Origin of the sequence: Micromonospora matsumotoense, assembly GCF_050951065.1 — a bacterium.
Lineage (GTDB): Bacteria > Actinomycetota > Actinomycetes > Mycobacteriales > Micromonosporaceae > Micromonospora > Micromonospora matsumotoensis.
Genome location: NZ_CP192025.1, coordinates 3,736,299 through 3,757,597, shown reverse-complemented (window position 1 = coordinate 3,757,597; position 21,299 = coordinate 3,736,299). Strand labels below are relative to the sequence as shown.

Here is a 21,299-nt window from a genome sequence, read left to right as displayed (position 1 = left end):
ACGCCCCCTCCCACGCCGCGCGGCCCCGGACCGGCAGGTGCCGGTCCGGGGCCATGCGATACCGGTCGATCAGTTGCAGGTGGTGACGCTCAGCGAGCTGTCGCCGCAGAGCAGCAGGCTGGCCTGGCTGCCGCCGCCGGTGCGCTCGGTGGCCGGGAGTTCCATCGCCTGGAGGTCGAGCAGAGCCATGGTCTTACCTCTTTCTGTCATATGGATGATGTGCCTGGTGGTTGAACCTGGTCGTCGGGCCGACGACCGTCGGGTCAGTTGCAGGTGGTGACGCTCAGCGAGCTGTCGCCGCAGAGCAGCAGGCTGGCCTGGCTGCCGCCGCCGGTGCGCTCGGTGGCCGGGAGTTCCATCGCCTGGAGGTCGAGCAGAGCCATGGTCTTACCTCTTTCTGTCATATGGATGATGTGCCTGGTGGTTGAACCTGGTCGTCGGGCCGACGACCGTCGGGTCAGTTGCAGGTGGTGACGCTCAGCGAGCTGTCGCCGCAGAGCAGCAGACTCGCCTGGCTGCCGCCGCCGGTACGCTCGGCGGCCGGCAGCTCCATCCCCTGAAGGTCGAGCAGGGCCATGTCTTTCCTCCTTTCCACAGTCGTCGGGTCGGTGGGCCCCGGGGTGACCCCCGGGGAGCGGGTGGGCCGTCAGTCGGCCGGGGTGGTGTCGCCGGTCGGGCCGAGCAGCGGCAACCGGACCGGGTCGGTGGGTCGGCTGGCCGCCACGGCGGCCAGCACGCCGGCGGTGCCGGTGGCCAGGTCCATGGAGAGCCGCAGCAGTTGGTCGCCGGGGAAGGCGGTGCCGTCGGCGTACGGCAGGGCGTGCCAGCCCAGCAGCCGGGTCTGGGTGTGGGCCACCTCGTACTCGCCCCGGCCGGCCAGGTAGGCCACGATGCCGGCACGGCCGGCGAACAGACCGGACTGGGCGTAGAACGGGAAGTCGGCGCAGCGGCGGATCGCCTCGGCCTGCGCGGACAGGGTGTCGTCGGCCCGGTGGCGCAGGTACCGGTCGAGTACCAGTCCCACCCCGACACTGCCCTCGGCGAGGTACGGCATGGTCCGCCAGCCCTCGTTGACCTCCAGGTGCCCGTCGTCGCGGCGGACGCACCGGCGCAGGTCCTGCCGCAGTGCGGTGGCGGCGTGGTCGAGCAGGCGCTCGTCGGGCTCCCGCTCGTGCTGGCCCAGCAGCATCAGGGCGATCCCGGCGCTGCCGCGCATCAGTCCCGCGTACGGGTACCTGCCACCGCTGATCTCGGCCACCGAGTCGACGTCGCCGAGCCGGTGGACGACCAGGTCGACGGCGCGCCGGGCGGCCGTGGCGTAGCGGGACTCGCCGGTCCGGGCGGCGAAGTGGTGCAGGTTCAGCGCGATGCCGGGCAGGCCACCCACCAGGTCGTTGCCGAGCTCCGTCCACGGTTCGTCGAGACAGCGGTCGAGCAGCCGGCGAGCCTCGTCGCGGTGCCCGAGCAGGTCCAGCACGTACGCCACCCCGTGCAGCCCGTCGAAGAAGCCGAGTCGGCTGCCGGAGGCCGGTTCCCGGACCCGGTCGATCAGCCACCGGACGTGGCGGGGGTCGACGGGGGCACCGCTGGCGTGCAACGCCCAGAGCACCCCGGCCGCGCCGTGGGCGAGGTTCAACCCGCCGTCGCTACCGCTGAACTGCCGGATGTCGCCGGGGAAGAGCCGGTCGTCGCGCTGCGGTGTGGCGCTGGCGGTGATCGCCCGGGCCAGCCGGTCACGCAGACCGGGCCAGTCGTCCGGGTCGACCCGTACCACGTCCGGGTCCAGCCCCGTCCCGGCCGAAGTCGTCGCCGCCGGGGTGACGGGCGCGGGGGCGGTCGGTGGGTCGCCGACGATCACCGCGACGGTCTCGTCGAGCAGTGCCCGGTCGACCGGGAAGTGCGCGGCCACCACGTCGGCCAGGTGCGCCGCCTTCGCCGGGGCCAGTCGCAGCATCGCGGTCAGCGGCAGGAACAGGGCCAGCCGCAGGCAGGCCAGGGCGTAGCGGTCGACGTCGGGGCCGACCCGGTCGCGGGGTGCGGCGAACGCCTGGTTGCGCAGCGCCGGGCGGCTCGCGTCGGCGGCCGGCGCGGCGACCTCGAAGTCGATCAGGGTTACCGCCCCGTCGTCGCCGACCATGATGTTGAACATGTGCAGGTCGCCGTAGACGATGCCGTGCGCGTGGATGGCGTCGACCGCCTCGGCGACCTGCCGGTGCACGTCCAGCGCCCAGCGGGTGTAGTCGGCGCGGTCGGCGTCCGGGTGCACCAGCGGGTAGCGCTGCACCACCTGCTGGTTGAGCGGGCTGCCCTCGACGAACTCCAGGGCCAGGAACTCGTGCCCGCCGAAGCTGAACTCGTCGTGCACCCGGACCAGGTGCGGGACGTCGGCGAGTTGGCGCAGCACGCTGGCCTCCCGCCGCAGCCGGGTCACCGCGTCCGCCCCGGTGGCGTCGAGACCGGCGTGCGGGCGGGCCTCCTTCAACACCACCCGGGCGTCGGTACGGGTGTCCCGCGCCTCGTACAGGCCGCCACCGTTGGAGAAGTGGATGACCTTCTCGATCCGGTAGGGCAGCTCGGTGGTGCTGGCGGCGTTGCGGGCGGCCAGGTGCGGGGTGAGGAAGTCGGGCAGGGTGACCCAGTCGGGCAGGTGGAACACCGGGTCGCGGCGGTCGGGCACCAGGGTGCCGGTGGCGTCCTCGATGGCCGGCACGACCTGACCCTCGGCGGAGAGGCAGTAGCGGGCGGCGAAACCGCCGTAGCGCAGGTAGACCGGGCCGTCGCCGTAGCGCAGGTCGCTCAGGATGTAGGGCCCCTGCTCACCGTCGAGCAGCGCCGCCAGCTCCTTGGCGGTCAGCTCCAGCTCGGCGTCGTCACGCGGGTAGACGGTGACGAACTTGCCGCTGCCGCCCCGGCGGGCGTACTTGCTGTTGCGCATCAGCAGCATCCGGGGGCCGCGCAGGTGCTTGAAGGGGATGCCGCGCGGCTGGCAGTACTCCATTACCTGGGTCAGCACCCGCTCGGCGTTGTCCAGCCGCGCCGAGACGTGGATCTTCCAACCCTGGGCGGGCAGGGTGCCGCCGACCGGCGCGTGGATCAGCCAGTCGTCCTTGACCTCGGACTCCCAGCCCGCCGGCTGCGGGCGGTCCGCGGCGTAGCCGATGCCGGTGGCGGTGGCGCTCGCGCTGGACAACGAGTCGTAGAAGAGCGGGTCGACCGCGCAGTACGAGTCGTATCTGTCGTCCATCTCGGCTGCCTCCCATCCCCTGATCGGTTGACGTCAATCCTGCGATCGGCGGGCTGTTGAGCACAGTGCGATGCGTCATCGACCGACGGTGAGATTCCGACCGGAAACTCGTGACAATGGCGGAGTTTGAAATCGTGAATACGGCATCACCTGCGGGGCGACGTCGCCCTGGCACCCGTGTCCCGCGCGCTCCCGGCCGGGTGACGCGGGACATGCCGCAGGGCGGCACGATCGGGGGTGCGGGGCTGGGCGGTCTGGGGTGCAAGGCTGGGCGGTCGGCGTACGGGCGCCGGGCCGGGCCGGCGGGTGCACCGTGACGGTGTCGTCGATCGGCGCCTCGGGCCGGGCCCGCGCCGGGAGCGCGAGAGGTAGGGGTGGGTCGACCTTCACGGCTCAGCCGCTGCGCGGTGCCGTCGGTTGGCGGACCGTTGGCCGCCGACGCGCACTACCGTCCCGGCCGGGCTGCCACTCGCGCCGAGCCGACCTCAACGGTGGACCCGGGTGGGCGCGGGTGGACCCGGTCGGTGGACCCGGGTGGGCGCGTGTCGCCGGGCGCGGTGGGTGGCCGTCGGCCCGGGTGGCCCGCCCGGAGCGACGAATCCGTCCGGGCGGGCTCACGACCCGGCCGGCGTCGGTCACCGGCGGTGTCGCACGTCGGGTGGACCGTCAGATGGTGTAGAGGACCTTCACGCCGCTGATGCTCGTCGCCGAGACGGCGGTGCCGCGGACGTTGGAGTTCAGGTTGCGCCAGCCGTTGTTGCTGGCCGCCTCGTGCACCATTCCGCCGACCACCGTGTAGATGATCTTCACGCCGTTGAAGCCGATCGCGGCAAGGGTGTCGGGGCTGACCCCGGAGATCCCCGAGTTGAGGTTGCGCCAGCCGTTGGCGCTGCTCGCCTCGTGCACCCAGTCGCCGACCACGGTGTAGATGTACTTCACCCCGTCGACGCTGATCACGGCCAGCGCGTTGGCGCTGACGCCGGAGATGTTGGAGTTGAGGTTGCGCCAGCCGTTGTTGCTGGCCGCCTCGTGCACCGTCCCACCGACCACGGTGTAGATGATCTTCACGCCGTGGTGGTTGATGGCGGCGAGGGCGTTGTTGCTGACCCCGGAGATGCCGGTGTTCAGGTTCTGCCAGCCGTTGGCGCTGCTCGCCTCGTGCACCCAGCCGCCGACCACGGTGTAGATGTACTTCACCCCGTCGACGCTGATCACGGCGAGGGCGTTGTTGCTGACGCCGGAGATGCCGGTCCAGAGGTTGCGCCACCCGGTGTCGCTGGACGCCTCGTACACCCGGCCGTTGTTGACCGTGTAGAGCAGCTTGTTGCCGTTGATGACCATCGACGCGGTGGCCGAGCCGGTGATGCTGTTGACGGGCAGCATCTGCCAGCCGTTGTGGCTGCCGGACTCGTACACCTGGCGGTTGGCGGGCTGCCCGCAGTTCTGGCTGGTCATGTTCCGGGCCGGCGAGGTGGGGCCGGAAATGTAGAGGGGACCGGTGGACGGGCTGCCGTCAGAGGTGATGCCGGAGGCCACCCCGTTGAAGTACGACTCGGTCTTGACGCCGTCGCGTACCTGCTCGAAGTGCAGGTGCGGGCCGGTGGAGTTGCCGGTGCTACCGACCCGGCCGAGTTGCTGGCCGGTCGACACCCACTGTCCGGCGGCGACCATCGGCGTCTCGATCATGTGCAGGTAGAGCGTCCGCCACCCGTCGCCGTGTTCGATGATCACATGCCAGCCGCCGCCGCTTCCCCAGCCGGCGAACGAGACGGTGCCGCCGTACGAGGCGAGAATCGGCCGGCCGTTGCTGGCGCCGCCGGTGAAGGTCAGGTCGATGTCGTAGTCGTCGTGGCCGTAGTAGGTGGCCATCCGCCAGGTCTCACCACAGGGCACCGGCATCTGGAAGTTCGGCCGGGGGCCGGCGGCCCGGGCGGGGGTGGCCACGACAGCGGCGGCGCCCACGGCCGCGAGTACCGCGGCACCGGTGGTCGCGAGCGCCAGGCAGGCCGAGGTGAGGACCCGGGTGAGTGGACCCGTCATGGCGGACTTCCCTCCTGCGGGGAGCAAAGGTAGAAGGGTGTCGATCCTACGGGCGAGACGCCTCCTCCGGGGGCCTGTTCCGTACTGCGTCGCCATCGTCGCTGCTGACGTCGGCAGGGAGAAATGGTAATACTATTCGCGTCCTTTCGATGGGCGTCGCAGGCCCGGGGCGACACTGACTGGTCACTCAATAATGGGGTGAAGAACAGCCCGATGAGCTGGTGATATCCGTCTTGGTGAAGCAGGATGCCGGCCCGCAGTTGCGAATCTCCGTGGAATGCTCGAAAATACTCAGGTCGCCTCGCCGGCGATTCCACATCGGCCGACTCCAGTGCAATAGGGTGCCCGACTCCCCGACTGGATCCGACACGAAATGAGGAGAGAGAAATGCGGAAGCTCCTTCGGCGTGGTGCGGTTTGCGCTGCGCTAACCTCCGCTATCGTCCTGGCGGCACCGGTCGCGGCCCAGGCAGCCCACCCGAACCAACTGTGCCGCACCAACAGCCCGGCCATTCTCTACACGAGCCCGGATTCGGGGATCTACGTCCCGCAGGGCGCGCTGGTCCGCATTCTCGACTACCAGGGGGCGCTTCACTACCTGGCTCGCTACGACGCGACCGTGGGTCAGCTCGAGCGCATCCGGATCATCCAGGAGAGCTGCTACTACCAGTGAGGCGGTAATCCCGCGTCCCGCGCCACCGGCTTCCATTCCGGTGGCGCGGGACGCGTCGATCCGCCGCATACGCGGCGCAGGGGCCGGTCGTCGACAAGGCATTTGCACCGCAGTGATGCCGCTGTGCCGACGACGGCCAGAGTGGTTGGCCGTTCAGCTGCGGGGTTGGGAGGCTCAGCCGACGGCCACCGAGACGGCGATGGCCACCATGATCACGGCTATCATCGCGTCGATGAGCCGCCAGGCCGCCGGGTGGGCGAGCAGTGGCCCCAGCCGGCGGGCGCCGAGCCCCAACCCGGTGAACCAGGCCAGGCTCGCCGTGGCCGCTCCGGCACCGAACGCCCACCGGTTCGGGTCCTGATGGGCGACCGTGCCGAGCAGCACCACGGTGTCCAGGTAGACGTGCGGGTTGAGGAACGTGAACGCCAGGCAGGCCAGCAGCGTCGCGCGCAACGTGGCCGGGGGGCGGTCCAGCGGGGTGAGGGCGGTGGGACGCAGGGCGCGGCGGGCGGCCAGCACCGCGTACCCGAGCAGGAAGGTGACGCCGCCCCACCGGACGGCGGCCAGGACGGCGGGTGATCCGGTCAGCAGCGCGCCGAGGCCCGCGATGCCGGCGGTCATCAACGTGGCGTCGGCGGCCACGCAGATCGCCACCACCGGGAGCACGTGCTCACGGCGTAGCCCCTGACGCAGCACGAAGGCGTTCTGCGCCCCGATGGCGACGATCAACGCGAGGGAGAAGCCGAAACCGGCGAGCACGGAACCCATGGCGGCCAGGCTAGGGCGGGCGACTCCCGCACTCCAGCTAAAGATTCTGCACGGCCGTTAGAATCGCTCATGTCACTCGACCCGGTCCAGCTGGTGACGTTCCAGGCGGTCGTCACCCACGGCAGCTTCGACGCCGCCGCGCGGGTGCTGCGCGTCACCCCGTCGGCGGTCAGCCAGCGCATCAAGGCGTTGGAGCAGGCCGTCGGGCAGGTGCTCGTGCGCCGCACCCGGCCGTGCGTGCCGACGGCCGCCGGAGCACCCCTGGTACGCCTCGGCGGGCAGTTGGCGCTGCTGGAACAGGAGGCCCTCGACGCGGCACGCGGCGCGCTGCGCGACCACACCCACACCCGGGTCGCCGTCGTGGTCAACGCCGACTCCCTCGCCGGCTGGTTCCTGCCGGCCCTGACCGCCGTGCCCGACGTGCTGGTCGACCTGCGCACCGACGACGAGGGGCACACCGCACACCTGCTGCGCGACGGCACCGTGATGGCGGCGGTCACCACCGAACGCACCGCCGTACAGGGCTGCCGGGTCCTGCGCCTCGGCGCGCTGCGGTACCTCGCCGTCGCCGCACCCGCCGCCCACTCGGCGTGGTTCGCCGACCGCGAGCCCGCGACGGCGTTTCCGACTGCGCCGATGATCCGCTTCGACCGCAAGGACACCCTGCAACACCGCTTCGCCCGTACGCTCATCCGGCGCGACATCGACCCGCCGACGCACTTCGTGCCGGGGACCGCCGGCTTCACCCAGGCGATCCGGCTCGGCCTCGGCTGGGGCCTGCTCCCCGAGGCCGTCGCCCGGCCCGACCTCGCCGCCGGTCGCCTCGTCGACCTGGCCGCCGGCCGGCACCTCGACGTGCCGCTGTACTGGCAGTACTGGCGCCTGGAGTCGACGGCGTTGGCGGCGCTGACGGCGGCGGTCCGGACCGCCGCCAGCACCGCACTGCGCCTCGTCCGATGAGGAACAGCTCCCCCGCCTGCTCAAGGTGCACCTGCACGGCAGTTCGCTCAGCGACTGCGCACCGACGCTGACCTCACCGAGGACGGCGTACGACAGTCTGCGCCTACGGCGCGGGTTCCAGCACGACGACCGGGATCTGGCGGGTGGTCTGCTGCTCGTAGTCGGCGAAGCCCGGGTACGCGGCCTTCTGGGCGCTCCAGATCCGTTCCCGCTCGTCCCCGGCGGTGACTCTGGCGACCAGTTCGACGGTGTCCGTGCCGATCTCCGCCCGGACCCGAGGATGGGCGAGCAGGTTGTGGTACCAGTCGGGACTGGTGGGCGCGCCGGCCTTGGAGGCGAACACGGCGTAACCGCCGTCCAGCTTCTGGTACATCATCGGGTTCACCCGGGGTCGGCCGCTCCGGGCACCGACGGTGTGCAACAGCAGCAGCGGGGCACCGGCGAACTGTCCACCGACCTGCCCACCCTGGGCACGGAACTCAGCGATGATCTTCTCGTTCCAGTCGCTCACGTCTACTCCTCGTACCGCCCGTCAGATCCTTGGTCAACACTATGCCGGCGGTCGCGACCGGGCACGGCGACGGGACCAGGTGCCGACGAACCCCGGCGACCTGTGCCGTTCGCGGGGAATGGCCGCTCAGGATGGCACCGGCGCGGCGACGAAAGTCCTGCGGTACGCCTGCGGCGGCACCCCACTGAGCCGCTTGAACTGGACCCGGAAGTGCGCCGGTGAGGCGAAACCGACGAGGTGGGCGATCCGGTCGACGCCGTCGTCTGCCACCCCCCGTTCGGGGCCACCAACTGGGGCGACGACGAGCTGGGCCACGACCCTCGCTGGATCGTCGGCACCACCCCGCGTACCGAACCGGAGCTGGCCTGGGTGCAGCACGCCCTGGCGCACCTGCGGGTCGGCGGGCACGCGGTGCTGTTGATGCCGCCCGCGGTGGCCAGCCGCCGGGCCGGCAACGCATCCGTAGCGAACTCCTGCGCCGAGGCCACCTGCGCGCGGTGATGGTGCTCCCGCCAGGGGTGGCCGCGGCACCTGTGGGTGTTGCGGCGGGCCGCGACGGAGGCGTCGCCGCCCGCCCGGGTGCTGCTGGTCGACGCAGCCGGCGGCGAGCTTGCCGAGGCCGCCCCCCGGGTGCTGGGCGTGTGGCGGGACTTCGACGCCGTGCCGGACGCCGAGGTCGACCAGGCCCGTTTCGCCCGCACGATCCCGGTGATCGAGCTGCTCGACGAGGAGGTGGACCTGACGCCCGCGCGCCGGCAACCGGCCGTCGGCAGCGAGGTTTCGGGGGAGCAGTTGACACGCACCCGGGAGCGGCTGGCCGCCGTCGTCGCACTGCCGGCGCTGATGCCGCCGGCCACCCCCGCACCGGACGGGGCGGCCGGGCAGTTCCTCACCGTCGGGGAGCTGCTCCGGGCCGGCGCGCTGCACCTGCTCGGACCGGTGCGGGCCGGCGTATCGGAGCCGGCCCCGGACGGGCCGCCCGTGCTCACCGTCGGGGACGTGCTCGCCGGTGCGCAGGCCTCCGGCCGGATCGACGACCGCTACGGCCAGCAGATCCCCCTTGAGGTGAGGGACGTGGTGGTGCCGGTGGTAGCCCAGCAGCGGGCGTACGGCGAGGCGGCCCGGCGGCTGGACGCCTTCGAGCAGGCGCTGCGGCAGGCGGCGACGCTGGGGGCGGAACTGGTGCAACTCACCGCGGGCGGGCTGGCCCCGGGCGCGATTCGGCCGACGTGAGCGGTCCCCGCCACCCGGGGGTGACGGGGACCTGGATGCGCTGGCGTCACGACGAGATCGTCAGGTGGAACGCCCGGTCGGCGGCGACTCCCGCCGAGGTGAACGTCTGGACGAACACGCCGTTCGGCACGCCGAACCGGCCGACCACCGCGATCTCACCACTGGGCGAGGCCCCGACGGCACCGGTCAGGCCGATGCTCCCCACGTACGCGGAGCGGGTCACGTCGTGGCTGAACACCACCTGGTACTGCCCCACGGCGACGCGGGTGGACGAGACCACCCCGAAGCCACGGTTCAGGACCCCGTTGGCCGCGACCACAGCCCAGAAGAGCTGCGCGGTCGGCGGCATGCCGGCTGTGGTGGCGGGGACCAGGAGCGCGGTGGCCTCGGCGATGTCACTGGCGCTCGGGGCGGGCTGGTCGGCTTTCTTGGCTGACTCGGTGGACATGGTGCCTCCTTCGGGTGGCGCCGCAGGGGTGCGGCGGCGTGATGACAAAAGGGCTTATCTGGTGATCAGAAGCAACTTGCCGGTTGAATCTGATCAATACCCTTTTATGAGGTCAACGGTAGGCAGTGCGGCCCGGGTCAGGCCAGGGATGAAGCTGTCCAATCATGGACAGCCGACTATTTGATCAGGGCTTTCACCTGCGCATATGTCATCAAGACCGGAGGGGGGCGACGTCCGTGGCCGGCATCCTCTGTGGACCCTGTCAACGGCTACGATGCGCGAAGGCTGTTGTGCACTTCGCGGGTGCGGAGGGCGTAGATCGTGACGGGGAGCGAGGATGGCCAGACTTCCCGGAGTGGGTCGGGCCGCCGCTGCGGGCGACGCGCCGTCGGATATCCGACCCCGGTGCGCCGGGTCCGGCCCCTTGGTGCAAGCCGGGCAGATCGGGCGGATCGCACCGGGCAACCCCCTCAGCAGGGGTGGAGATCGGCACACGCCACCCATCCCGACGATCCGGACCAAGGTGGGCCACCCGTCGGTCATCGCCCGATGACACCTGGTTGATCATCGCCACCGGGTGGGGGAGCACGTCGGGTGAGCCCGGCAGCCATGATCTTTGACTCAGAGCAATCGAAAGGAACCTGGTGAGCACCAAGCACCAAGAGTTGGCGAACTTCATCTGGTCGGTGGCGGATCTGCTGCGGGGCGACTACAAGCAGTCCGAGTACGGTCGGGTGATCCTGCCGCTGACCGTGCTGCGTCGGCTCGACTGTGTGTTGGCGCCGACGAAGGACGCGGTGCTCGACCGGCATCGGCAGCTCAGGGCGTCGGGCGTGCAGAACGTGGATCCGGTGTTGCGGCGGGCGGCCGGGTTGTCGTTCTAGGCGACGTCTCGCAACTCGGTGCAGGCGTTGCTCGCCACCGGTTTCCGGTCAGCTGGACAGAGCGATGTGGTGCAGGTGGGCGATACCGGATGCGGTGAGGGCCAAGGTCCGGGCGGCGCGACGGTAGTCGCGTAGGTCTTGAGCCGGGCCAGGGCATGTTCGATACGGGTCCGGACTTTGCGATGCCTGGCGTTATAGTCCTGCTTCCACTCGGGTAACTCGCTGCCGTCACGGGGCTTGCGGTACGGCATGATCACTTCGAGGTTTCCGCGGTAGCCGCCGTCTGGGGTGTCTCTCAGGAGCACAGGTCTTCCACGGCCTCCCAGAGCTGTCGTTCACGGTCAGGGTCGTAGGACTCCTTGGACGAGCGCTCCACTCGCGTGCGGTCGATGTAGGAACCGGAAGGTGCCGGGATGCGTCCGAGCGCGACGTCGGCGAGGCGCTGGCCGGCGGCTTTCTGGCTCGACGCCATCGGGGTCAGCGTCATCAGTGGCATGATCCGCCGCCCCACGAACCGGACAGCTGCGCCTGCATCGCGGCTCAGGCCGGTACCGGGCACGAATCCAGGGTTGTAGCCGACAATGTCGACGCCCTGCGGCAGGCGTCGTGCGTACTCGTGGATGAGGTAGATCGCGGCGAGCTTGCTGGTGGAGTAAGCCGTCCCTCCCGCCGTGACAGTGTCGGCCTTCGGGAACGCGCGGATGCGGGCCAGGTCGGCCGGATCCTGCCAGGACGGCGCGGGCATCATTCCCGCGTTGTGGCGGAAGTCGCCGAAGTGCGCGTCGCTGACGGTGAGGACGATCCGTGACGGCACCTCGAATCGATCCTGCAGAAGGCGGAGAAGGACGTGATTGGCGAGCACGTTGACGGCGAATGTCGCCTCGAATCCGTCCGGGCTCTCCGTGACGTTGTTCGTGTAAAGCAGGCCGGCGTTGCCGATGAATCCGCGTAGCGGCGGCAGGTCTCCTGTATCGAGCCGTCGGATCAGCTCGTCAGCTGCCGCGCGGACGCTGCCCATCGACAACAGGTCCGTCGGGATCGATGTCACGGCGCGCCCGTTGCGGCGGAGCTGGGCGGCGAACTCGTTTCCCGTGGCGCCACGGGCCAGGAGCACGAGGTGCGCCTCAGCGTCGCCGTCGAGGACGCGCTCGGCGGCGACGCGGCCGAACCCGCGAGTCGCGCCGGTCATGACGATGGTGTGGGTCACCGGGTTCTCCCCTTGGTGAAGACTCATGGCCGCCTCTAACTATATCGCGTAAATTTACTTTGTATACCGAACGTAACGCCTCCTTGCTGGATCGTCAACCGCACCCTTTACGAGATATAGTGAGCCTCATGTCACCCCGACCCCCGGCCACCGAGCGACTCGATCGCGGCGAGATCCTGTCCACAGCCCTCGCCATCGCGGACGCGGATGGGCTCGACGCCGTCACACTGCGCCGGGTCGCTGCGGGCTGGAACGTCACTCCCATGGCGCTGTACTGGCACTTCAAGAGCAAGGACGCCCTCCTCGACGCGCTGGTCGAGCGGATCCTCGGCGAAATGGAGCTGACCGCCGAGGGCGAGCCCGACCTGCCTACGGTGATGGCGGCCCTGCTGCGTGTCCTGCGCGCACACCCCGCCCTCGCCGAGATCGCACCCCTCCGCTTCATGCGTACGGACGCCGGCATCGATCTGGCCGAGCGGGTCATCGGACTGCTGCGCGCCGAGGGACACTCGCCGGTGGCCGCAGCGCAGCTGAGCATCTTCCTGCTCAACGCGTTGATCGGGTTGGTGATCCGCCAGCCGGGTGAAACCGCCGTCGCCGACCCGGCCCTGCGGGAGTCCCTGCTCAACGCCAAGCGCGCGCGGCTGAAGTCACTCTCCCCGCAGGACTACCCCCACCTGACCGAAACCGCCGACTTCTTCCTCGGACTTCCCGACGAGCAGGAGTACTACCAGCGAGGCTTGACCATGCTCCTTGACGGGGTACGACTCACCTGAACAGGCCAGCACGGTAATCGAGTTACGAGACATCCCTAAGGGCGAGGGCGCGCAGCGAAACAGCCGGGGATGCTGGAGTTGCGGCTCAACCTCGCCAACCTCTACGTGCTCGCTGGTGCCTACCGAGAGGCGCTGCCGGAATTCACCGGACTCGTCGTCGACCTTGCTGAACGGCCTAAACCAGATCAGGAGTTGATCTGGTACTGCCGTCAGCAGGCGGCAATGTGCCATGCCGAACTCGGCGAGGCAGGGACAGCGTTGGCCGAGATGCGCCTGCTTCTGGTCGAGCAGCAGAGGAACCTGGCGACGGACGACCTGTCACCGCTACGGCAGTAGATTGAGGTGGGCGGCGCGGCGGCCATGGCCGGACAACTTCGGCACCTGGCGGAGGCGAGCCGGTTGCCGCACGTGTCGATCCGGGTGTTGCCGCTCGCCGCCGGGGCGCTCGCGGGCTCGTTCGTGCTGCTGGACTTCCCGCTCGGCCTGCGCGTCGACCCCGACCCGCCGGTGGTCTACCAGGAGTCGCTGACCGGGGCGCTTTACCTCGACCAGGCGGGAGACGCAGGCGGCGATGGCGTCGCGGACGATGAGCCGGACGGCGGCGACCAGGCCGGCGGCCCCCTCGGTGGCGGCGGCGAGGGTGTCGGCGCCCCGGGCGAGGCCGGTGATCGCCCGGTGCTGCTCGGCGGCCCAGGCCCGGTAGGCGGGTCCGGCATCGCCGCCCCAGCCGGTCGGGCCGGGACGCCTCGGTGGACGGCGGACCGCGATCACCGACACCGTACCAACCGGTTACGCAGGCAGTGTCCCGTCGGAACCGGCCGCGCCGGACGGCCGCGGCGCGGGGTGTCGAGTCGGCTTCCCGACTGTGGCGCGACCTTCCGAGGGTTGTCCGTTGGCGTCGCACCGTCCATTATGCTCACAGCGCGTGCCGGCGACGATGCCCTCGGTAGTCGCGCGCCTGAACGAAGGGACCTCTGCATGAACTGGACCGAGCGGATCAGCCCACTGCGCCGGCGGCGGGGCCCGGGGACCACCACCCCGCTGCGTGCCGCCCTGGCCCTTCTCGCCGTGCTGGTCGCGGGGGTCGCCACCACGCTCGCCGTCGCGACGCCGGCCAGCGCCGCGACCACCACGATCTGCAAGAGCTCGCCGATACCCGCCGGCTACGTGATCATCGCGGAAGGGTCGTCGGCGTCCTGCCCGTACAGCTTCCCCAACACCTGGACGATCACCACGCCCTCCACCACCTCGACCACCGTGATGTGCAAGGCCTCCGCCGTGCCGACCGGTTACGTGGCCATCGCGGAGGGGTCGTCGGCGTCCTGCCCCTACAGCTTCCCCAACACCTGGACCATCCGGATCCCACCCACCGGCTCGGCGAGCGTGATGTGCAAGGCGTCGACCCTGCCGACCGGGTTCGTGATCATCGCGGAGGGGTCGTCGGCGTCCTGCCCGTACAGCTTCCCGAACACCTGGACGATCACCAAGCCGTCCACCACGGGCATCACCACCATCTGCTCGGCGTCGCCGATCCCGGCCGGCTACGTCGTGGTCGGCACCGGGTCGTCGGCGTCCTGCCCCTACAGCTTCCCGAACACCAAGAGCATCAAGCTGCCCTGACGCCGGGCGGAGGCCACCGCCCCCACGGGAGCGGTGGCCCAGCTCACCGCCGCCGCCGTGACCAGGCGTCGCGCCGGTCCGTCCCGGGTGCGTAGAGTTCCCGGGTCGGGCCGGCGGTCGGCCCCGGATGGCAGGGCGGGACGATAGCGGACATGACGGTGGACAACGTCGGACAATCGGGCGACGTCGACAGCCGGGGGCGCGACGCCGGCACCCCGGGAGTCGACCAGGACGAGTTGGCGGTCGCGCTGCGGGTCTTCGCGGCGTTGGAGTCGCTGCCCAGCGACCACCCGGACGTGGTACGGGTGCAGCGGGCCACCGCCCGGCTGTTCAAGATGGTGAAGCAGCGGCGGCGCGAGGAGCGGCGGGAAACCGTCCTGGCCCACGACCGCGCGGTCACCGCCGCCACCGCCACGGGCGCCCCGGGCCGGATCGACGACGAGACCAAGGGCATCCCGCTCGCCTCGCCGACCGCCGGTGACATCGCCGGCACTCTGATCAATCCGCGTGGCTGCTACATCTGCAAGACCCGCTACCGCGAGGTCGACGCGTTCTATCACCAGCTCTGCCCCGACTGCGCCACCCTCAACCGGCAGCGCCGGGACGCGCGGTGCGACCTGACCGGGCGGCGGGCGCTGCTCACCGGGGGACGCGCCAAGATCGGCATGTACATCGCCCTGCGGCTGCTGCGCGACGGTGCGCACACCACGATCACCACCCGGTTTCCGCACGACGCGGTCCGCCGGTTCACCGCCATGCCGGACAGCGCCGACTGGCTGCACCGGTTGCGGGTCGTCGGCATCGACCTGCGGGACCCCGCCCAGGTGGTGGCGCTGGCCGACTCGGTCGCCGCGCAGGGTCCGCTGGACATCCTGATCAACAACGCCGCGCAGACGGTACGCCGCACCCCCGGCGCGTACGCCCACCTGGTCGCCGCCGAGACGGCGGCGCTGCCCGAGGGGCCGCTGCCGGAGCTGCTCACCTTCACCGGTGGTCGGGGTGTCACCCTGGCGTTGCCGGACGGGACCGTGCCGGCCGCCGCCATCGCCCCGCACGCCCTCACCGCGCTGGCGCTGACCGGCCGGTCCGCCACGCCGGAGCGGATCGCCGCCGCCACCGCCATCGACGCCGGTGGGCTCGCCCCCGACCTCGGCGACACCAACAGCTGGGTGCAGCGGGTGCACGAGGTCGACCCGGTCGAGCTGCTCGAGGTGCAGCTGTGCAACGTGACCGCCCCGTTCGTGCTGGTCAGTCGGCTCCGGCCGGCGCTGGCCGCCGCCCCGGCCGGGCGGGCGTACGTGGTGAACGTGTCGGCGATGGAGGGGCAGTTCGCCCGGGGCTACAAGGGGGCGGGGCATCCGCACACCAACATGGCCAAGGCGGCGCTGAACATGCTCACCCGCACCAGCGCCGAGGACATGCGCGCCGACGGCATCCTGATGACCAGCGTCGACACCGGCTGGATCACCGACGAGCGCCCGCACCCGACGAAGATGCGCCTCGCCGACGAGGGTTTCCACGCCCCGCTGGACCTGGTCGACGGGGCGGCCCGGGTGTACGACCCGATCGTCCGGGGCGAGCAGGGCGAGGAGCTGTACGGCTGTTTCCTGAAGGACTACGCGCCCTGCGCCTGGTGAGCGGCATCGGGTGACCCGGCCCCCGCCGCTGTCAGGCCACCCGGGTGGCCGGCAGCAGGTGGTGCCCGGGGGATCAGTCGGGCAACCGGGGCATCTCCAGACCGGCTCGACGGCCGAGCAGGGTGGCCCGGGTCAGCGCCGCCGCGCCGAACCGGTCCCGGACCGCATCGACGGCGCTGTCCAGCTCGACCCCCCGGTCGAGGGTGAACGGCAGTTCCGGCTGGACCGGGGCGTCGTCGAGGTTGCCCACCGCCACCCCGACCAGGGTGATCCCGCGGCGGGCCAGCTCGGGCTGGGCCGCCCGCAGCAGTGAACGGGCGGCGGCCAGCAACGGTGTCGTCCGGTCGGTGGCCCGGCGCAGGGTCCGCGACCGGGTGGCCGCGGTGTAGTCGGCGAACCGCAGCCGCAGGGTCACCGTCCGGCCGGCCCGGCCGGCGGCCCGAAGCCGGCGGGCCACCCGGTCGACCAGCCCGGACAGGGTGGCGTCGACGTCGGCGGGGGAGTGCGGGCCGGCCCCGAGGGCGTGCTGGGCACCCATCGAGGATCGTCGGCGGCCCACCTGCACCGGTCGGGGGTCGCGGTGGTGGGCCAGCGCGTGCAGATGTCCGCCGGTGCCCGCGCCGAGCAGCGACTCGAGGGTCGGCACGTCGAGGCGGGCCACCTGGCCGACCGTGTGGATGCCCCGGGCGCGCAGCTTCGCCGCGGTGACCGGGCCGACGCCCCAGAGTCGTTCCACCGGCAGCGGGTGCAGGAACGCCAGTTCGCCGTCGGGCGGGACCTCCAGCAGGCCGTCCGGTTTGGCCACCCCGCTGGCGACCTTGGCGAGGAACTTCGTCCGGGCCACTCCGACGGTGATCGGCAGCCCGACCTGCTCGCCGACCATCCGCCGCAGCCGGGTCGCGATCTGCACCGGCGAGCCGGAGAGCCGGCGCAGGCCCCCCACGTCGAGGAACGCCTCGTCGATGGAGAGCCCCTCCACCCAGGGGGTGGTGTCCCGGAAGATGGCGAACACCGCCCGGCTCGCCGCCGTGTACGCCGCCATCCTCGGCGGCACCACGATCGCCTCGGGGCAGAGCCGCCGGGCCTGCCGCCCGCCCATCGCGCTCTGCACGCCGTACGCCTTCGCCTCGTAGCTGGCCGCGAGGACCACCCCACCGCCGACGATCACCGGTCGGCCGCGCAGGCGCGGGTCGTCCCGCTGCTCGACCGAGGCGTAGAACGCGTCCAGGTCGGCGTGCAGGATGCTGGCTCCGGTCGGCACTGCCCCATGTTCGCACAGGTGTTCGACCGAGGCTTGCTGAGCTGCCGCAACGGTGTACCCGAAGAGACCGAACGGTCACCGGCTGCCGGGCTCGGATCAGCCCTGGGCGGTGGCCGACGGGACGGCGCTGCCGCCCTGCGGCGCCTCGCCGGCCATCAGCCGGGCGATCTCCGCCCGGTCCGCCGCCGACGGCAACCCCCACTGCGGCTGGTAGCCGTAGACCTCCCGCAGGGGGCGGGCCGAGGTCCGGCCGTCGAGGATCTCGACGGCGTCGGTGTCGATCAGCCCCGGATGCTCGACCCCGCACGCCTCGGCGACCTTCACCAGGTCCCGGCGCAGGGTGCCGATGTAGTTCGCCGCCCGCACCGACTTGCGGGCCGGGTCCAGACCCCGGGCCAGCCAGGGGTTCTGGGTGGCGACGCCGGTGGGGCAGGAGTCGGTGTGGCACTTCTGCGCCTGGATGCAGCCGATCGCGAGCATCGCCTCCCGACCGACGTTGACCAGGTCGCAGCCGAGCGCGAACGCCACCACGGCGTTGTCCGGCAGGCCCAGTTTGCCCGCGCCGACGAAGACGGTCTGCTCGTGCAGCCCTCGCTCGGCGAAGGTCCGGTAGACCCGGGCGAAGCCCTGCTGGAACGGCAGCGACACCGAGTCGGTGAAGATCAGGGGTGCGGCGCCGGTGCCGCCCTCGCCGCCGTCGACGGTGACGAAGTCGACGCCCCGGCCGGTGTCGCGCATCAGCGTGGTCAGTTCCTCCCAGAACCCCAGGTCACCGACGGCGGACTTGATGCCGACCGGCAGCCCGGTCTCGGCGGCCAGCAGCTCCACCCAGTCCAGCAGGCTGTCGCAGTCGGAGAACTCGGCGTGCCGCGACGGGCTCACGCAGTCCTCCCCGGGGGTGATCCCCCGGGTGGCGGCGATCTCGGCGGACACCTTCGCCCCGGGCAGCAGCCCGCCCAGGCTGGGCTTCGCGCCCTGACTGAGCTTGATCTCCAGGGCCCGCACCGGGGCCCCGGCGACCAGGTCCCGCAGTCGGGCGAGGTCGAACCGGCCCCGGGCGTCCCGGCAGCCGAAGTACGCCGTACCGAGCTGGAAGACCAGCTCACCGCCGTGGCGATGGTACGGCGACAGCCCACCCTCGCCGGTGTTCTGCAGGCAGCCGGCCAGCGCCGCCCCCTGGTTGAGGGCGGACACCGCGTTGCCGGACAGTGAGCCGAAGCTCATCCCGGAGATGTTGACCACCGACCCGGGGCGGAACGCCTTCGCCCGTCCGCGTGGCCCGCCGAGCACCTTGGCCGCCGGCAGCCGTACGTCGTGCCCGCTGGTCGGCACCGACGACGGGACGGTCCGGGCGAACGTGCGGTGCTTGATGATCGGGTAGCCGGGGCTGCGTTCGATGTCGTTGTCGGTGCCGAAGCCGAAGTAGTTGTTCTCCTGCTTGGCCGAGGCGTAGATCCAGCGTCGCTGGTCCCGGGTGAACGGCCGTTCCTCGTTGTTGCCGGCGACGATGTACTGCCGCAGTTCCGGCCCGATCGCCTCCAGCAGGTAGCGGGCCCGCCCGACCAGCGGGAAGTTGCGCAGCAGCGCATGGTCACGTTGCAGGACGTCGCGGGCGGCAAGGCCGGCGACGGCGGCGGCGGCGATCACGGGTACGGTGCGGCGGGCCCACGTCATGCCGGCCACACTCCCCGTTGCCGCCGCCGCTCAAACAGCCCACCCGCGTGGCGCGGTCAGTGGTGGCGCAACGACTGGCGCACGATGCCGCCGACCAGGGCGCACCAGGTGTCGGTGGAGACCCGGCCGGTGCGGGGCAGCCCGTGCAGACCCTGGAGGTCCTGGACGGCCCTGCGGGTGGCGGGGTCGAACCCGCCGGTGACGGTGACCTCGGCGTATCCCTTCCAGTTCAGGATGAACTGCACCGCCTGCACGGGCAGGCCGGTGGCGTCGCGGTCCAGTGCGGGCGCGAGGGTCTCCCAGGTGGGGGCGGTCAGGGTGGCGTCCACGTCGACCGGGATGCCGTTGCGGGCCTGCCAGTCGCCGACCGCGGCGACGGTGGCGGCGTCGAACGTGCCGCTCGGGGTGACCGGGTAGCCCCGGTAGGCGAGCAGGTACTGGGCGACCTGGACGGTGGGGGAGTTGACGAAGCGCCACAGGTCCGGCCAGCGGCGGGCCGGCACCTCGGCCAGGCGGGTGCCGAGCCGGCGGAAGACCTGCCGGCGGACGCCGGGGAAGAGGCGGTAGAACTGCGCGCCGGGGCAGAGCGTGGCGCGGAAGTCCCAATGGCCGAAGATGTCGTGGGCGTGCAGCCCGTACTGCCGGCAGATGGTGGTGCAGAGCCGGACCAGCGAGTCGAGCAGGTCCGGTGGCGGGGTGTCGGTGACGTAGGTGCCCTCGTTCTCGATGCCGATGGCCCGACCGTTCTCGCCGGGGCAGTGCGCCGAGATCATCTGCCGGTCGCCGGCCCGCAGTCGGTCCAGGCTGCCGTGCCGTCCCTCCAGGACGTACCCGCCCCGGCTGACGGTGAAGTGCTGGCCGGTGTCGGACCAGCCGTTGCCGTCCATGTGCAGGTCCTGGCAGTCGTGGGCCAGCGTGACCGCCTGTTCCCGGGAGTGGTCGGTGACGTTCGGGAAGGCCATGTGGTGCACGATGATCTTGTTGGTCGGGATCGTGCTGACCGACAGCGGGTCGGCCGGCGGCCGGGCGTCCCACTCGTCGCAGCCGATGATCCAGTCCAGGTCCGTGCCGGGGGCCGCCCGGGCCACGCCCGGCAGGGCCAGTTCGGACCCGACGACCGCGACGGTGGCCGCGCCGAGACCGGCCCGCAGCAGGGTGCGACGGTCGAGTGCGGGGCGTACGTCGGACATGGCATCTCCTCGGCGGCCGGCGGCGCTGACGACGAATGTGAAAACTAGCTCCGTTGAGCAAGCATGAAGTGGAGGATATTGCCAGGGCGGCGGTCGGCGCTAGAGGGCGCCATCGATCGATTCTGCCCGCCTTCAAGGCGTGCCGGGCGGAACTGTCCGAATTTCCTGCCGTCGGTGCGGTGGTCCCGAGTCGGCTGCTCAGTCGGCGGCGCACCGGTCGAGCGCGGCCAGCAGGTGCCGCCGGGTCGCCGTCGTGCCGAAGTGACCCGCCCCCTCGACCACCTGCAACTGCGAACCCGGCCAGGCCCGGTGCAGCGCCCAGGCCGTGGCCAGCGGGCCGCCCAGGTCGATCCGGCCGTGGATCAGCATCCCCGGGATGCCGGCGAGCCGGCCGGCCTGCCGGATCAGCTCACCCTCGGCCAGCCAGGCCCCCTGGGAGAAGTAGCGCGCGCAGATCCGCACCATCGCGGTCCGGTCCGCCGACGGGCGGTCACCGTACGGATTGCCCACCCCCTCGGCGGAGACCACCGCGTCCTCCCAGGCGCACCAGTCCCGCACCGCCCGCTCCCGTACCGCCGGGTCCGGGTCCTCCACCAGCCGGGCGTACGCGCCGACCACGTCGTCGTCCGGGCCGACGCCACCGCCGGCGAGGAACCGTTCCCACTCGCGGGGGAAGTACCGCCCGACGCCCCGGTAGAGCCAGTCGATCTCCGACCGGCGGGTGGTGGTGACGGCGGCGATGACGATCGCCGACACCCGTTCCGGGTGCCGCTGCGCGTACGCCAGCAGCAGCGTCGAGCCCCACGAGCCGCCGTAGAGCAGCCACCGGTCGACGCCCAGGTGCGCGCGGAGCCGCTCCATGTCGGCGATCAGGTGCGCGGTGGTGTTGTGCCGCAGATCGGTGGTCGGGTCACCGGCGTGCGGGGTGCTGCGCCCGCAGTTGCGCTGGTCGAAAAGGATCACCCGGTAGCGGTCCGGGTCGAAGTACCGGCGGGCCCACGGGCCGCAGCCGGAGCCCGGTCCACCGTGGACGACCAGCGCGGGCCGGCCGGCCGGGTTGCCGCAGACCTCCCAGTAGACCCGGTTGCCGTCGCCGACGTCGAGCATTCCGTGGTCGTACGGCTCGATCGGCGGGTACCGCTCGTCCATCGGTGGGCCTCCCCGGGGCGTGAGA

At 71.5% G+C, this 21,299-nt stretch carries 22 protein-coding genes and 2 pseudogenes; 10 read left to right on the top strand and 14 right to left on the bottom strand.

The genetic code is table 11. From position 1 onward, the window contains the following. Positions 1-69: 69 nt before the first annotated feature. From ACQP1S_RS16540 to ACQP1S_RS16520, 5 genes are all read right to left on the bottom strand, one after another. Positions 70-189 carry a SapB/AmfS family lanthipeptide gene (locus ACQP1S_RS16540; RefSeq protein WP_067312693.1) on the bottom strand — a complete coding sequence of 40 codons (120 nt, stop codon included), beginning with the start codon at positions 187-189 and terminating at the stop codon, positions 70-72. A gap of 74 nt (positions 190-263) precedes the next feature. Then, positions 264-383: a SapB/AmfS family lanthipeptide gene (locus ACQP1S_RS16535; protein ID WP_067312693.1), complete on the bottom strand. Its 120-nt coding sequence runs from the start codon at positions 381-383 to the stop codon at positions 264-266. A gap of 74 nt (positions 384-457) precedes the next feature. Then, positions 458-577, bottom strand: coding sequence for a SapB/AmfS family lanthipeptide (locus ACQP1S_RS16530; RefSeq protein ID WP_269692070.1), 120 nt, complete (start codon positions 575-577; stop codon positions 458-460). A gap of 69 nt (positions 578-646) precedes the next feature. After that, a complete protein-coding gene (lanKC, locus tag ACQP1S_RS16525) occupies positions 647-3,244 on the bottom strand; it encodes a class III lanthionine synthetase LanKC (protein WP_432896048.1) in 2,598 nt (865 codons plus the stop codon). A gap of 666 nt (positions 3,245-3,910) precedes the next feature. Next, a complete protein-coding gene (locus tag ACQP1S_RS16520) occupies positions 3,911-5,284 on the bottom strand; it encodes a M23 family metallopeptidase (RefSeq protein WP_432896045.1) in 1,374 nt (457 codons plus the stop codon). 387 nt (positions 5,285-5,671) lie between these two features. On the opposite strand from ACQP1S_RS16520, the gene ACQP1S_RS16515 reads away from it, so the two are divergent. After that, positions 5,672-5,956, top strand: coding sequence for a hypothetical protein (locus tag ACQP1S_RS16515; protein ID WP_432896042.1), 285 nt, complete (start codon positions 5,672-5,674; stop codon positions 5,954-5,956). Positions 5,957-6,130: 174 nt separating this feature from the next. Here the strand turns inward: ACQP1S_RS16515 and ACQP1S_RS16510 are convergent, their stop codons facing one another. Next, positions 6,131-6,724 (bottom strand): LysE/ArgO family amino acid transporter, encoded by a 594-nt coding sequence (locus ACQP1S_RS16510; protein ID WP_432896039.1) that lies wholly within the window; start codon positions 6,722-6,724, stop codon positions 6,131-6,133. 69 nt (positions 6,725-6,793) lie between these two features. Here ACQP1S_RS16510 and ACQP1S_RS16505 point away from each other — a divergent pair, with 69 nt between their 5' ends. Next, complete coding sequence (locus ACQP1S_RS16505; RefSeq protein ID WP_432896036.1) at positions 6,794-7,684, top strand: LysR family transcriptional regulator ArgP; 891 nt, start codon at positions 6,794-6,796, stop codon at positions 7,682-7,684. A gap of 103 nt (positions 7,685-7,787) precedes the next feature. Here ACQP1S_RS16505 and ACQP1S_RS16500 read toward each other — a convergent pair whose 3' ends face one another. Further along, positions 7,788-8,195, bottom strand: coding sequence for a nitroreductase family deazaflavin-dependent oxidoreductase (locus ACQP1S_RS16500; protein ID WP_091240675.1), 408 nt, complete (start codon positions 8,193-8,195; stop codon positions 7,788-7,790). Between the two features lie 237 nt (positions 8,196-8,432). Here ACQP1S_RS16500 and ACQP1S_RS16495 point away from each other — a divergent pair, with 237 nt between their 5' ends. Together ACQP1S_RS16495 and ACQP1S_RS16490 are read left to right on the top strand one after the other, a co-directional pair. Beyond that, positions 8,433-8,696 carry an N-6 DNA methylase gene (locus tag ACQP1S_RS16495; protein ID WP_432896032.1) on the top strand — a complete coding sequence of 88 codons (264 nt, stop codon included), beginning with the start codon at positions 8,433-8,435 and terminating at the stop codon, positions 8,694-8,696. A 36-nt stretch (positions 8,697-8,732) separates the two neighbouring features. After that, a complete protein-coding gene (locus tag ACQP1S_RS16490; protein WP_432896029.1) occupies positions 8,733-9,428 on the top strand; it encodes a hypothetical protein in 696 nt (231 codons plus the stop codon). A 46-nt stretch (positions 9,429-9,474) separates the two neighbouring features. On the opposite strand, the gene ACQP1S_RS16485 is transcribed toward ACQP1S_RS16490, so the two are convergent. After that, positions 9,475-9,876 carry a hypothetical protein gene (locus tag ACQP1S_RS16485; protein WP_432896026.1) on the bottom strand — a complete coding sequence of 134 codons (402 nt, stop codon included), beginning with the start codon at positions 9,874-9,876 and terminating at the stop codon, positions 9,475-9,477. A gap of 644 nt (positions 9,877-10,520) precedes the next feature. Between ACQP1S_RS16485 and ACQP1S_RS16480 the strand changes: the two genes are divergently transcribed. Beyond that, positions 10,521-10,760, top strand: coding sequence for a type I restriction-modification system subunit M N-terminal domain-containing protein (locus ACQP1S_RS16480; protein WP_432896023.1), 240 nt, complete (start codon positions 10,521-10,523; stop codon positions 10,758-10,760). 48 nt (positions 10,761-10,808) lie between these two features. Here the strand turns inward: ACQP1S_RS16480 and ACQP1S_RS16475 are convergent. Both ACQP1S_RS16475 and ACQP1S_RS16470 read right to left on the bottom strand, forming a co-directional pair. After that, positions 10,809-11,074, bottom strand: a pseudogene (locus tag ACQP1S_RS16475) (IS5/IS1182 family transposase); the annotation flags it as partial. Beyond that, positions 11,056-11,967 (bottom strand): SDR family NAD(P)-dependent oxidoreductase, encoded by a 912-nt coding sequence (locus tag ACQP1S_RS16470; RefSeq protein WP_432896020.1) that lies wholly within the window; start codon positions 11,965-11,967, stop codon positions 11,056-11,058. The pseudogene ACQP1S_RS16475 and the gene ACQP1S_RS16470, both read right to left, overlap by 19 nt. A 128-nt stretch (positions 11,968-12,095) precedes the next feature. Here ACQP1S_RS16470 and ACQP1S_RS16465 point away from each other — a divergent pair, with 128 nt between their 5' ends. The 5 genes and pseudogenes from ACQP1S_RS16465 to ACQP1S_RS16445 all read left to right on the top strand — a co-directional run bounded on the left by ACQP1S_RS16465 (position 12,096) and on the right by ACQP1S_RS16445 (position 16,000). After that, positions 12,096-12,743, top strand: coding sequence for a TetR/AcrR family transcriptional regulator (locus ACQP1S_RS16465; RefSeq protein WP_432896017.1), 648 nt, complete (start codon positions 12,096-12,098; stop codon positions 12,741-12,743). Positions 12,744-12,812: 69 nt separating this feature from the next. Continuing rightward, positions 12,813-13,079, top strand: coding sequence for a hypothetical protein (locus tag ACQP1S_RS16460; protein WP_432896014.1), 267 nt, complete (start codon positions 12,813-12,815; stop codon positions 13,077-13,079). 24 nt (positions 13,080-13,103) lie between these two features. Beyond that, positions 13,104-13,238 (top strand): annotated as a pseudogene (locus ACQP1S_RS16455) (Scr1 family TA system antitoxin-like transcriptional regulator); the annotation flags it as partial. A gap of 483 nt (positions 13,239-13,721) precedes the next feature. Continuing rightward, complete coding sequence (locus ACQP1S_RS16450) at positions 13,722-14,363, top strand: hypothetical protein (RefSeq protein WP_432908503.1); 642 nt, start codon at positions 13,722-13,724, stop codon at positions 14,361-14,363. A gap of 152 nt (positions 14,364-14,515) precedes the next feature. Next, positions 14,516-16,000, top strand: a complete 1,485-nt coding sequence (locus tag ACQP1S_RS16445; protein WP_432896011.1) for an SDR family NAD(P)-dependent oxidoreductase — start codon at positions 14,516-14,518, stop codon at positions 15,998-16,000. Between the two features lie 73 nt (positions 16,001-16,073). Here the strand turns inward: ACQP1S_RS16445 and dinB are convergent, their stop codons facing one another. The 4 genes from dinB to pip form a co-directional block, all read right to left on the bottom strand. Beyond that, on the bottom strand, positions 16,074-17,261 hold the full coding sequence (dinB, locus tag ACQP1S_RS16440) for a DNA polymerase IV (RefSeq protein ID WP_432896008.1): 1,188 nt from the start codon (positions 17,259-17,261) through the stop codon (positions 16,074-16,076). Positions 17,262-17,357: 96 nt separating this feature from the next. Continuing rightward, complete coding sequence (locus ACQP1S_RS16435) at positions 17,358-18,935, bottom strand: glutamate synthase-related protein (protein WP_432896005.1); 1,578 nt, start codon at positions 18,933-18,935, stop codon at positions 17,358-17,360. 56 nt (positions 18,936-18,991) lie between these two features. Further along, a complete protein-coding gene (locus ACQP1S_RS16430; RefSeq protein WP_432896002.1) occupies positions 18,992-20,125 on the bottom strand; it encodes a peptidoglycan recognition protein family protein in 1,134 nt (377 codons plus the stop codon). Between the two features lie 198 nt (positions 20,126-20,323). After that, on the bottom strand, positions 20,324-21,274 hold the full coding sequence (pip, locus tag ACQP1S_RS16425; protein WP_432895999.1) for a prolyl aminopeptidase: 951 nt from the start codon (positions 21,272-21,274) through the stop codon (positions 20,324-20,326). Positions 21,275-21,299: the final 25 nt, after the last annotated feature.